Source organism: Nakamurella multipartita DSM 44233 (assembly GCF_000024365.1).
GTDB lineage: Bacteria > Actinomycetota > Actinomycetes > Mycobacteriales > Nakamurellaceae > Nakamurella > Nakamurella multipartita.
The window spans coordinates 1,720,648-1,732,572 of sequence record NC_013235.1; the positions used below are offsets into that span (position 1 = coordinate 1,720,648).

General features: G+C 74.9%; 11 protein-coding genes. 6 read left to right on the plus strand and 5 right to left on the minus strand.

Features of this window, described 5'->3' with window-relative positions; genetic code table 11:
• Nucleotides 1-59: 59 nt before the first annotated feature.
• The 3 genes from NAMU_RS07790 (at nt 60) to NAMU_RS07800 (ending at nt 3,044) form a co-directional block, all read left to right on the plus strand.
• Nucleotides 60-998 carry an NAD-dependent epimerase/dehydratase family protein gene (locus tag NAMU_RS07790; protein WP_015746860.1) on the plus strand — a complete coding sequence of 313 codons (939 nt, stop codon included), beginning with the start codon at nt 60-62 and terminating at the stop codon, nt 996-998.
• 79 nt (nt 999-1,077) lie between these two features.
• Entirely contained in the window at nt 1,078-1,869 is a 792-nt protein-coding gene (locus NAMU_RS07795; protein ID WP_015746861.1) for an SDR family oxidoreductase, read from the plus strand.
• On the plus strand, nt 1,866-3,044 hold the full coding sequence (locus tag NAMU_RS07800; protein ID WP_015746862.1) for an FAD-dependent monooxygenase: 1,179 nt from the start codon (nt 1,866-1,868) through the stop codon (nt 3,042-3,044). Before NAMU_RS07795 ends, NAMU_RS07800 begins: the two co-directional genes overlap by 4 nt.
• 7 nt (nt 3,045-3,051) lie before the next feature.
• Here NAMU_RS07800 and NAMU_RS07805 read toward each other — a convergent pair whose 3' ends face one another.
• Complete coding sequence (locus tag NAMU_RS07805; protein WP_015746863.1) at nt 3,052-3,897, minus strand: alpha/beta fold hydrolase; 846 nt, start codon at nt 3,895-3,897, stop codon at nt 3,052-3,054.
• 143 nt (nt 3,898-4,040) lie between these two features.
• On the opposite strand from NAMU_RS07805, the gene NAMU_RS07810 reads away from it, so the two are divergent.
• On the plus strand, nt 4,041-4,724 hold the full coding sequence (locus tag NAMU_RS07810) for a sensor domain-containing protein (protein ID WP_015746864.1): 684 nt from the start codon (nt 4,041-4,043) through the stop codon (nt 4,722-4,724).
• Here the strand turns inward: NAMU_RS07810 and NAMU_RS07815 are convergent.
• Both NAMU_RS07815 and NAMU_RS07820 read right to left on the minus strand, forming a co-directional pair.
• Nucleotides 4,716-5,921: an MFS transporter gene (locus NAMU_RS07815; protein ID WP_015746865.1), complete on the minus strand. Its 1,206-nt coding sequence runs from the start codon at nt 5,919-5,921 to the stop codon at nt 4,716-4,718. The two genes, NAMU_RS07810 and NAMU_RS07815, sit on opposite strands and share 9 nt — an antisense overlap.
• 5 nt (nt 5,922-5,926) lie before the next feature.
• Nucleotides 5,927-6,889: a zinc-binding dehydrogenase gene (locus tag NAMU_RS07820; protein ID WP_015746866.1), complete on the minus strand. Its 963-nt coding sequence runs from the start codon at nt 6,887-6,889 to the stop codon at nt 5,927-5,929.
• A 23-nt stretch (nt 6,890-6,912) separates the two neighbouring features.
• On the opposite strand from NAMU_RS07820, the gene NAMU_RS07825 reads away from it, so the two are divergent.
• Complete coding sequence (locus NAMU_RS07825; protein ID WP_015746867.1) at nt 6,913-7,119, plus strand: hypothetical protein; 207 nt, start codon at nt 6,913-6,915, stop codon at nt 7,117-7,119.
• Nucleotides 7,120-7,247: 128 nt separating this feature from the next.
• On the opposite strand, the gene NAMU_RS07830 is transcribed toward NAMU_RS07825, so the two are convergent.
• The gene (locus NAMU_RS07830; protein ID WP_052307858.1) at nt 7,248-10,088 is read right to left on the minus strand and encodes an ExeM/NucH family extracellular endonuclease; all 2,841 of its coding nucleotides are present in this window, start codon (nt 10,086-10,088) and stop codon (nt 7,248-7,250) included.
• An 86-nt stretch (nt 10,089-10,174) separates the two neighbouring features.
• Here NAMU_RS07830 and hemW point away from each other — a divergent pair, with 86 nt between their 5' ends.
• On the plus strand, nt 10,175-11,392 hold the full coding sequence (hemW, locus tag NAMU_RS07835) for a radical SAM family heme chaperone HemW (protein WP_041368565.1): 1,218 nt from the start codon (nt 10,175-10,177) through the stop codon (nt 11,390-11,392).
• On the opposite strand, the gene NAMU_RS07840 is transcribed toward hemW, so the two are convergent.
• Nucleotides 11,376-11,741, minus strand: a complete 366-nt coding sequence (locus tag NAMU_RS07840; RefSeq protein ID WP_015746871.1) for a type II toxin-antitoxin system VapB family antitoxin — start codon at nt 11,739-11,741, stop codon at nt 11,376-11,378. The genes hemW and NAMU_RS07840 overlap by 17 nt on opposite strands.
• Nucleotides 11,742-11,925 lie beyond the last annotated feature (184 nt).

Below are 11,925 nucleotides of genomic sequence, written 5' to 3' on the forward strand. Positions count from 1 at the left end.
GGTGTAGTGTATCCGCTACAAATGTAGCACTACAGATGTAGCAACCGAGGAGAACGGCGATGGGCGAGCAGGAACTGCATGTGGTGGTGGGTGCGGGCGGGGTGACCGGGCGGCTGGTCGTCCGGCACCTGCTGGCCGCCGGTTGCCGGGTCCGGGCGGTCACCCGCGACGGGCGCCCGGTCGGCGCCAGCCGGGCCGAACGGGTCGCGGTGGACGCGGCCGATCCCGTCGCGCTGACCGCGGCGGCGCGCGGGGCCGTCGCGATCCATCACTGTGCGATGCCGCCGATCGGGCGGTGGCGCCGCGACTTCCCGCCGCTGACCGACGCGATCATCGCCGCCGGGGAGGCGACGGGTGCGCGGGTCGTCTACGCGGACGACACCTGGATGTACGGCCGGGTCACCGGTCCGATGACCCCCGACCTGCCCTCCCGGCCGGTCAGTCGGCACGGTGTGCTGCGCGCGTGGCTGGCCGAACGGTTCGAGCACGCCGCGGCGGCCGGGCGGATCCGGTTGTCGATCGTGCGGGCCGGTGAGCTCTATGGGCCAGGGGTTCACTCGATGATCGCCGGCACGGTGTTCGGCGCCATCCGCCGCGGCCGGACCGCCCGGTGGTTCGGTACCCCTGACCTGCCGATCACCCCGACCTACATCGACGACTTCGCCCGCACCATCGCCACCGTCGGCTGCCGGGACCGCGCCACCAGCCGGATCTGGCACGTGCCGCACCCGGCGGCCACCACCGGTCGGGAACTGGTTGCGGTCGCCGCGACCCAGGCCGGTCGATCAGCGGCCGTCGCCGCGATCACCCGCCGGCAGCTGCGGGTGCTGGGCGCGCTCGTCCCGCTGGCTCGGGACGGCGCGTCCCTGGTCTACCAGTTCGAGCAGCCATTCGTCGTCGACGGCACCGCGACCGCCGAAGCCTTCGGCATCACGCCGACGCCCTACGTCCAGGGTGTCCGGGCGGTCCTGGCCGCATCCCCGGCGGCGTCACAGTGAGCGGCCCGCCGGTGTCCAAGGTGGGGCAGGCGTGGTCCGCGTCGCCATCAGCCAGCGCAGGAGCAGGGCAGGAGCAGGAATGAACCCGAAGATTGCCGTGGCCGGCGGAACCGGGCTGGTCGGATCGATGGTGGTGGCCGAAGCGCGGGCCGCCGGCCGGGAACCGGTCGTCCTGGCCCGATCGGCCGGGGTCGACCTGCGGACCGGGGTCGGGCTGGACGCGGCCCTGGACGGCGTCGACGCGGTCATCGACGTGATCAACATCGATACGCAACGCCGGCGCCGGGCGGTGGAGCTCTTCGGCACCGCAACCGCCACCCTGCTGCGGGCCGAGGAACGGGCCGGGGTCCGGCATCACGTGATGCTGTCCATCGTCGGCATCGATCGGGTGGACACGGGGTATTACGCCGGCAAGCGCCGAGCGGAAGAGGTGGTCACCGGTGGCCGGGTGCCCTGGACGATTCTGCGGTCGACGCAGTTCCACGAGTTCGCGGACCTGCTCCTGGGTCTGGTGCCGGGGCCGGTCGTGGTCGTGCCGACCATGCTGAGCCGGCCGGTCGCGGCCCGCGAGGTGGCGCGGCACCTGGTGACGCTGGCCGGCGGGCCGGCCGCGGGCCGGACCCCGGAGATCGCCGGCCCGCAGGAGCGGCGGATGGCCGACCTGGTGCGTCGGCTGGCCCGCGCCCGCGGATCCCGCCGGGCGGTGCTGGAACTGCCGGTGCTGGGCGCGGCGGCCACCGCGACGGCGCGGGGCGCGCTGCTCCCGGCGGAACCCGGTCCCCGGGGGATCGAGACGTTCGAACAGTGGCTGGCCCGAACCGGCCGGCCCGGGCAGCTGACCCCGGACGACCGCGTGAGCGACCGACGATGAGGGTCGGCATCATCGGGGCCGGCATCGGCGGGTTGGCCACCGCGGTCGGCCTGCAGCGGGCGGGCGTGCCGGTCACGGTGTTCGAACGACGCGACGGCGCTGGCGATGCCGGGTCCGGGATCTCGCTGTTCGGCAACGGCCTGGCCGCCCTGGACGCGCTCGGGCTGGGGCCGGCCGCGCGCGAGATCGGCGCGGTGCCCGGCGGAATCGGCCCGGACACGCCGGCCGGGCAGCGGCGTCCGGACGGCCGCTGGCTGACCCGGCTGCCCCACTCGGTGCAGCAGACGGTCGCGGTCGTGCACCGGGCCGACCTGCAGCGGATCCTGCTGGACGCGCTGGCCCCCGGCACCGTGCACACCGGCCGGCCGGCGCAATCGGTCTCGGTCGACGGTCGCACGGTGGACCTGGCCGGCGGCCCCGAGACGTTCGACGTGGTCGTGGCCGCCGACGGGATCGGCAGCCGGATGCGGCGGGACTGGCCCGGCGATCCCGGCATCCGGTCCGCCGGCTACCGGGCCTGGCGGGGGGTGAGCGCGCAGCCGGTCGATGTCACCGCCGGCATCGGGGAAACCGTCGGCCGCGGACTGCGTTTCGGCATCGCGCCGCTGGCCGACGGCCGGGTCTACTGGTTCGCCGTGGTCTCTGAGCCGGCCGGCCAGCCGACCGGTCAGCCAGCCGGCCAGCCGGCCCTCGACGGGCCCGGCCCGGTGCTGGCGGCGTTCGGCGGCTGGCACCGGCCGATCCGGGACATCGTGGCGGCGACACCGCCGGAGGCCATCCGCTCGCTGCCGATCGAGGAACTGGCCGGCCGGCTGCCGACCTACCGGCGGGGCCGCTGCGTGCTGCTCGGCGACGCCGCACACGCGATGACGCCCAACCTCGGCCAGGGCGGCAACCAGGCCCTGGAGGACGCGGCCACGCTGGTGGCCCTGCTGACCGACCCCACCATCGACGGCCGCGACGGGCGGATCGATGCTGCGGTCGCCGAGTACGACCGGCGGCGCCGGCCCCGTACGCAACGCATCGCCCGGCAGGCCGCCCTGCTCGGCCGGGTGCTGCAGGCCCGCGGGCCGCTCACCGCGTGGGCCCGGGACGCCGCGCTGCGGTTCACCCCACCCGCGGTGGCCGCCCGCGGCGCGCTGGCGGTGCAGCGCTGGCGACCGCCGGCCGGCTGACCGCGACTCAGACCCGGGCGGTCGAGCCGGCCAGCACCGAGCGCAGGGTGGCGGCGAACGCGACCGGCTCGGGAATGAAACCGCCGTGGTCACCGGGGAACTCGACCATCTCCAGGCCCAGCAGCGCGGCCAGGGCGGCGGTGGTGCGGTAGGTGAACAGGGAGCCGGACTCGGCGCCGATGCCCAGCACCACCTGCCCGGGCCGGGCGGTCAGCGCGGCCACGTCCGGCCGGTACCGGGTGGTGCCCAGGATGTCGTAGCCGAACATGCGCACCGAGTCGGCCAGGTACTGCTCGGAGGGCTGCCACTCGGCATCCGGCGGGGTGCCGTCCGCGGCGGGCTCGGGCGCCCCGCCGGTCTGGTCGAAGCCGGCCTGGGCCATGAACTTGCCGAAGGCCGGGCCGATGCCGTCCCGGTGGAAGGTGGCCACGATGTCGTCGGTGATCGCCATCTGCTCAGCGGCGTCGGGCAGGATGGTCAGCAGCGGTGGCTCATGCGCGACGAGCGTGCGCACCCGCGACGGGTGCCGGGTCACCAGGGCCAGCCCGGTGACCGCGCCGCCGCTGCTGCCGAAGACGTCGGCCTGCTCGGCCCCGACCGCGTCGAGGATGGCGACGATGTCGTCGGCCCGCTCGTTCGGGTCGCCGGGGGCGGTGGGATCGGCCAGCGGGCTGTTCGAGATGCCGCGCGGATCGTGGGTGATCACGGTGTGGTCGCCGGCCAGCGCGTCGGCCAGCGGGCCGAAGAACCGGGCGGCCATGGGGGAGCCGGCGATCACCAGGACCGGTCCGGATCCGCGGACCTCGTAGTGGATGCTCGCGCCGGGCACCGGGACGCGGTGGGTGGTGGTCATCGACGATGATCCCTTCGTTCGTGGTCGGTCGCCGGTACTGACCCGGCCGCCGCGGTGAACTCATCGGCGGTAGGCAAAACCCCACCCCGACCGGGTGCCTGCCCCGCTGGGCCGCGACCCCCGGCCGGCCCAGCATGAGAACCATGAGCATCGCCACCGCCATCCCGGTCGACCAGCCGTCCGGCTCGTTGCCGGCCCGCCCGCCGCGGATCGGCCTGACCAGCGCCCGATCCTGGGCCGAGCTCGGCTACGTGCTGGTCGATCTCGTCCCGGCCGTCGCCATCTTCGTCGCGGTGCTCACCCTGCTGGCCGTCGGGATCGGCCTGTCGGTGATCTGGGTCGGGGTGCCGGTGCTGGTGCTGGCCCTGCTGGTGGCCCGGTTCGGGGCGCTCGTGCAGCGGTCGCTGGCCCGGGCCCTGCTGGATCTGCCGGCCGTGGCACCGGGCTGGATCCGGCCCCGCCGGCCCGGGCCGGTCGCGGCGATCGGGGCGCTGCTGCGCGATCCGGCGCACTGGCGGGCCGTCGCCTACCACGGCGTCGCGATCGTGCTGGCACCGCTGAGCTTCTCGATCGCCGTCACGCTGTATGGCGGCGGACTGGGTGCCGTGAGCTACCCGCTGTGGCACCCATTCCTGCCCGAACCCGGTGCCGGCGACGGTCGACCGCCCTGGGTGCTGCCGGTGCTCGTCGACACCTGGCCGGGCCGGCTGGGTCTGGCCGTCATCGGCCTGGGTGTGCTGTGGTGCGCGCCGCGGGTGGTGGCCGCGCTGACCACCCTCGACCGGATCCTGATCACCGGCCTGCTGGCCGCCCGCCCGTTACGCTGAGCCGGCCAGCCGGCGCAGCCCGGGCGCCCCGGCGGCGAGCAGGGCGGCCAGCAGCAGGCCACCGCCGATGGCGGCGAAACCGGCGGCCGGACCGTAGGTGTCGACCAGCGGGCCGAACGCGAGCAGGCCGAGCGGGCCGGCGGCCAGGGCCAGGGCGGTGTAGGAGCCGATGACCCGGCCGCGGAAGCGTGCCGGGGTCCGCGACTGCACGATCAGCGCGCACAACGGGTTGATCGGTCCGGTCACCACCCCGGCGGCCAGCGCCAGCGCCACCATCACCGGCACCGGCGGCAGGACCGCGAACGCACCGAGCGACAGGCCGGCCAGGGCGAGCGCGACGATCAGCGCGACCCGGGTGGGGACCCGGTGGGCGATGGCCCCGTAGGCCAGGGCCCCGCCGATCGCGCCGCCGGCGTAGGCGGCCAGGATCACCCCGAACGCCACCACCTGGCCGGACTCGTTCAGGTACGCGTTGAGCACGACCGACTCGAAGGGCAGCAGGAACAGCCAGATCACCGCCGCGGTTAGGGTCACCGCGCGGAGCGTGGAATCGCGCAGCAGGAGACGGATCCCGTCCCACACCGAGCGCAGGTACGGCTCGGGCGACGGCCGCACCGACAGGTGCGCCGGCACCAGGAACCAGGTGACCAGCAGGGACAGCCCGAACAGGGCGGCGGCCACCCAGACGGTGCCGAACCCGCCGACGACCACCAGCAGCAACCCGGCCAGCGCGGGACCGGCCAGGTAGCCGGTGTTCTCGGCCACCTCGCCCCAGGCGTTCACCCGGGCCAGCGGCACCTGGGCGGCCCGGGCCACGTCCGGCCGCAGGGCCTCCCGGGCGGCCGCGCCCGGGCTGTCGAACACGGCGCCCACCGCGACCAGGACCAGCACCAGCCCGGTGGTCAACCCGACGGTCGCGTCGGCCAGCGGCAACGCGGCCACCGCCGCGGCGCTCAGGGTGTCGGCGATCAGGCAGGTCCGGCGCTTGCCGATCCGGTCGATCAGGGCCCCGCCGAACACCGCGGAGAACACGATCGGGGCGATGGCGGCGGCCCCGGCCAGGCCGGCCAGGGCGGCGCTGCCGGTGCGTTCGAGCACCAGCCAGGGCACGGCGATGGCCACCACGCTGTTCGCGGTGACCGACAGGGCGGTGGCCGCCAGCACCCCGATCAGGCCGGTGACGGAGCGGGTGCGCACCGGGGTCAGGCGAGCAGGACGAGCTTGCCCGGGCTGCCGTCCTCCAGGTCGCGCAGCGCTTGGTCGCCCTGGGCCAGCGGGTAGGTCCGGTCCACCACCGGCTGCAGGCCGGTCGCCGCGCACAGCGCGATCAGCCGGCGCAGCTCGTCCAGCGTGCCCATGGTCGAGCCGATCACCGAGATCTGCAGGAAGAACAGTCGCTGCAGGTCGGCCGACGGGTCGTGGCCGCTGGTCGCCCCGCAGCAGACGATGACGCCGCCGGGCCGGACCGCGCGCATCGAGTGGGCCCAGGTCTGCTTGCCCACCGACTCGAACACCCCGTCCACCCGGTCGGGCAGCCGCGCGCCGGTCTCGAAGACCTCGTGCGCACCCAGGTCGGCGGCCCGGGCCCGGCCGGCCTCGGTGCGCGAGGTCACCCAGACCCGCATGCCCAGGACCCGGCCCAGCTGGATCAACGCGGTGGACACCCCGCCGGTGGCGCCCTGGACGAGGATCGTGGAGCCGCCGGGCAGGCCGCTGCGGGTGGCCAGCATCCGGTAGGCGGTCAGGTAGGTGGTGCCCAGCACGGCGGCCGTCGGGTGGCTCATCGACGCCGGCAGCGGCACCAGGTTCCGGGTCGGTACCACGACGTATTCGGCGAAGGTGCCCTGGTGCTTCTCGGTGAGCAGGGTGCGCTGCGGGTCGGTGGTCTCGTCGCCGGCCCACCCGGGCTGGCCGATGATCGGGTACAGGACCACGTCCTGCCCGTCGTCGGTGACACCGGCGCCGTCACAGCCCAGGATCATCGGGAACCGCTCGGGTTTGATGCCCACGCCCCGCAGCGTCCACAGGTCGTGCCGGTTCAGCGAGGCGGCCGTGACCCGCACCCGCGACCACCCCGGGGGCACCTCGGGCTCGGGTCGCTGGCCGACCACCACCCCGGCCAGCGGATTGTCCGGGTGGGGGGCGTCGGCGTAGACGGCGAGCATGACCGTCAGCGTAGGACCAGCCCATGCGTACGCTGCTGGGCATGTGGCAGACCGTCCTCGACGTCGTCGACGCGGTCGAGTCGTGGCTCGCCGGCCAGTCGTACTGGATCCAGGTGGTCGTGCTGCTGGCCGTGTTGGGGCCCCTGTGCTACCTGCTGGCCGGGTTGATCGACCGGGCCGTCGACTCGGTGCTGGCCTGGCACTCCCGCCGGGACGGGGCCGCCCGATGAGCCGCCGCCCGCTGCCCGAGGTCTCCCGCCGGTGGATGACCGCCGCCCTGGTCGCCCTGGTGCTGGTCGCGGTGCTGGTCGCGATCCTGCGCTGACCCCGTGTGGTGAACCCGTGGGCCGGCCCGGGTTCAGGCGCAGCCGGCCCGCACGTCCACCCCGTCCAGGTCGTAGCCGTCCTGCAGCAGCGACAGCGGCCAGGGCAGCGCGCCGCTGGTGTCGGTGATCCGCAGGAACCGCGCCGTCGACACCCCGCCCAGGTCGAAGGTGCCGGCCGCGTAGCCGCGGACCGTGCCCAGGTCCACCCAGCTCACGCCGTCCGCGGACACCGACACCCGGGCCCGGTCGGTCAGGTCGGTCAGGATCCGCGGCCAGCCGGGCACCACGGTCAGGTCGGGGCCGGGCAGGTTCTGCAACGGCCGGGTGAAGGCCAGGGTGAGCTGCCCGCCCCGGCCCAGGGACACCGCGTCCCGGCCGCCCGAGTCGGACCCGGCCGGGCCCAGCGCCACGGCCGGGTCCCGCCGGTCCACCGGCCGCCCGGTGCCCGCAGTCCCGGGCTGGTAGGCCGAGACCTGTTGGGCGGCGCCGTAGCAGGCCGCGGCGGTGGCCCGGGTCGCGTCGATTCCGACCAGCACCGGGTCGTGGTCGGAGGCGCGGAACTGGTTGGCCTCGAACAGCGCGTCCTGCTCGGGCGATTTGAAGGTGGTGTCGTAGTCGAGCACGTCCGGCTCGTCGGCGTTGATGTGCCACTCGCCGGCCGCGGTGACCTGGCCGGTCAACGAGGCCGAGGCCAGCGCGTGGTCCAGGTAGCCGGCCTGCCCGTCGAAGACGTAGCCGTAGGCGAACTCCCCGCCGGTGGCGGCGATCTGGTCGGTGTACCCGGCCTCGCGCAGCGTGCGGATCGGGTCCTCGTGGTCGTAGGAGTTCAGGTCGCCGACGATCAACCGGTCCGGGTCGCCGCTGCCGGTCGGGTCGGTGTCCAGGTAGCGGGCCAGGGCGGCCGCCGCGGCGGTCCGGGTCTGGTTGCAGTTGCCCTGCCCGTCACCGGCGTCCGGATCACCGGCGCAGGCCGAGCCCTTGGACTTCAGGTGGGCCACCGCGACGGTGAACCGGCCGCCGGCCGCGGTCTGGAACGTCTGGACCAGCACCGGCCGGTTGGCGGTGTCGATGAATGCCTGGTCCTTGGTCGAGTCCAGGATCTGGAACCCGCCGACCGGCTGCACCGCGGACGGCCGGTAGAGCAGCCCCACCCGGATCGCGTCGCCGCCGATCACCCCGGTGTCGACGCTCGCGTACGGCTGGGCGCCGGGCCGGGCGTTGAGGCCGGCGACCAGGTCGGCGGCCGGGTCGACGCCGGGGGTGTTCTCCAGTTCCAGCAGGCCGACCACATCGGCGTCCAGCCCGCCCAGGGCGGCCAGGATCTTGGTCCGCTGCCGGGCCAGCTCGTCGGCGTTGTCGGCGCCCCGGCATTCCTGGTTGCGGGCCGGGCCGCAGATGCGCCCGGCGGTGGTGCCGTCGTCCACGGTGAGGAAGTAGTTCAGCACGTTCTGGCTGGCCACCCGGGTGCTGCCGCCGACCGCCGGCGGGCTGTCCGGTCGCGGGTTGACCGCGGCGTAGTCGGCCGGCCCGGTCGGCTGCACCCGGTATGCCCCGAACGTCTGGTCGAGCACCCCGGTCACCCCGGTGACGGTGTCACCGCCGCGGAAGGAGTTGGTCGAGCCGAACGGCTGCCCGTTGCCCGGATGCCGCAGCACGGCCGGGTTCTGGGTGGTGGACCCGTCGTCCAGGGTGATCCGGCTCAGCGCATTGCGGGCGGCCAGCTCGACGGCCGGCGGCCCCGGGTCGACCACCGCGGTGGGCGTGAACGGCCGCGACTGCCCGGCCAGCGGCAGGCCGAGCACGACCTCGCCGAACCGGTCGTAGTTGAAGTACTCGCTGATCACCAGCGTCTGCGGCAGGGACACCCGCATGCCCTCCAGCGGCTCCAGTGCGTCGGCGGCGGGCAGCGGGAACTGCACGGCGACCGGCTCGGGCAGCGCCTGGCCGGACTGGCAGACCCCAACGGTGGGGGAGCCGGACAGCTGGGTCTGCGAGCTGGCCCCGGAGCTGGTCACGTACTCGCCGGCGGTGCCGGTGACGCGCACGGCGTCGCCGACCGCCGGGGTGGGCGAGCCACCGTAGACGAACAGCCCGTCGGCGGTGGCCGGGTCCCCGTCGCCGGCCGGGTCCTGCAGGTAGAAGCCGCCCAGGCCGGGTTCGACCGCGGTCACCACGGCCTGCACCGAGACCCGTTGGCCGGCCAGCGCGGTGGTCGCACTCGAGCCCTGCACGGTGCCGATCGGGGTGGCCGGGGCCCCGCATTCGTCGGCCGGCGGGTTCGGGTCGGCGAACTGCTGGCCGGCGTTGACCTGCCCGAAGCCGGCCGTCCCGCTGGCCCAGGTGAAGTCGGCCGGGCCCCGGCCGGTGCCGGTCAGCTGCAGCGAGCTGCCGACCGGCGCGCCGCTCTGGGCGATGCCGATGTCGGTGCTGGACCGCCCGGCGGCCGGACCGTCGGCCGCGGTGAACACGCCCTCGTAGGACAGCAGCTGCACGACCGTGCCGGCCGCGTCGACCAGCGCGAACCCGTCCCGGTCGCCGTTCTGCAGGCCGGGGGCGGCGACGAAGGCGGTGCCGTACCCGCCGGACTGGTCGGGCAGCGACCCGGACAGGGCCAGCGTCCGGTACCGGATCGCGGCGGTCGCCGTATCGCCGTTGTAGAGCACCAGCGACCAGCCGGTCAGGTCGGTGCCGGCCGGCCCGGCCACCTCGATCGCCTCGTCGACGTCGGTCCCGGCGTTGTCGTAGTGGATCTCGTTCACCCACACCGCAGGCGGGTCGGCCGCGGCCGCGCCGGCCGTGCCCGGCAGCACCGCCGAGGCCAGCACGGCCAGCGCCAGGGACAGGGACAGGAACCGCCGCACCGATCGGGTCACGAACAGTGACGCTAGGCGAACACACAGTGCACGTACAGGGCTGGCGGTGGTCGGGACGGTGAACGCCGGTGGTGAACACTGGTCGGGTGCCCTCCACGCTGCCCGACGGCGACCCGGTGCCGCCGGACGGGTCGCTGCCCGATCAGGCCCGCCAGGGCGCAGCCGACCGCACCCTGTCCTTCTACGTGCACGTGCCGTTCTGTGCGACCCGCTGCGGCTACTGCGACTTCAACACCTACACGGCCGGCGAGCTGGGCAGCGCGGCGTCCCCGCAGTCGTGGCTGGACGCGGCGCTGGCCGAGGTCGAGCTGGCCGCTCGGGTGCTGGGCCGGGGTCGCACCGTCTCGACCGTCTTCGTGGGCGGCGGCACCCCGTCGCTGGTCGGCGCCGAGCCGCTGACCCGGATCCTGACCGCCATCGACGAGCGGTTCGGCCTGGCCGACGACGCCGAGGTGAGCACCGAGGCCAACCCCGAGTCCACCGACCCGGCCCTGCTCGGCGCCCTGCGCGCGGCCGGCTTCACCCGGCTGAGCCTGGGCCTGCAGTCCACCTCCCGGCGGGTGCTCACCGTCCTGGATCGCACGCACACCCCCGGCCGGGCCCTGGACGTCGTGCGCTGGGCCGGGCAGGAGGGCTTCGAGCACGTCAACCTCGACCTGATCTACGGCACGCCCGGTGAGACCGACGCGGAGTTCACCGACTCGTTGGCCGCCGTGATCGCCAGCGGGGTCGATCATGTCTCGGCCTACTCGCTGATCGTCGAACCGGGCACCCGGCTGGCCCGGCAGTTCGACCGCGGGGTGCTGCCGATGCCCGACGAGGACGTGCTGGCCGACCGGTACCTGCTGGCCGACGAGCTGCTCACCGGCGCCGGCCTGCACTGGTACGAGGTGTCCAACTGGGCCCGGACGCCGGCCGGCGGGTGCCGGCACAACCTGGCCTACTGGACCGGGCAGGACTGGTGGGGGATCGGCCCGGGCGCGCACTCGCACGTCGGCGGGGTGCGCTGGTGGAACGTCAAGCACCCGGCCGCCTACGCGCAGCGGCTGGCCGAGGGCCGCAGCCCCGGGCAGGCCCGGGAGGTGCTGGGGCCGGACGACCGGCGGCTGGAGGACGTGCTGCTGCGGCTGCGGCTGCGGGACGGGCTGGCCCTGTCCGGGCTGTCCGAGCAGGGCCGCCGGCACGCGCGGATCGCGGCGGCCGACGGGTCGCTGGACGGCGCCGCGCTGGACCGGGGTCGGGCCGTGCTGACCCTGCGCGGGCGGCTGCTGGCCGACGGGATCGCGCTCAGCCTGGCTGAGTGAACCGGGCCACCGGGGAGCCGGACGAGGTCGCCGGCAGGGTGTCGATCGACGAACGGGCATCCAGGTCGAGCACCCGGACGTGGATCACCGTCCGCTGCTGCAGGGCCGAGCGCAGGGCGCGGTGCAGGCCGTCCTCCAGGTAGAGCTGTCCCTGCCACTGCACGGCGTGCGGGAACAGGTCACCGTAGAAGGTCGACGCCTCGTCGAGCAGGGCGTCCAGCCGCAGTTCCCGCTTGGTGGTGATCAGCTCGTCGAGCCGCACCTTGCGCGGCGGGATCCGGGCCCAGTCGCGGGTGGACATGCCGTGCTCGGGGTAGGGCCGTCCCTCGCGAACATCCTTGAAGATCATCCGTTGGGGCCTCCATGCCCGGAACTGCCCGGCGCGCGCTCACCCGCCAGGGTAACGGTCGGCGCCGGATCCGCCCGCTCGCGCCGCTCCGGCCCCCGCGCGGGATACCACGCGGCGCCGTTGGACCCCCGAACGGACGACTACACTTGGCAGCCGGAGCGGGCGAGTGCCAACCCGGCTCACC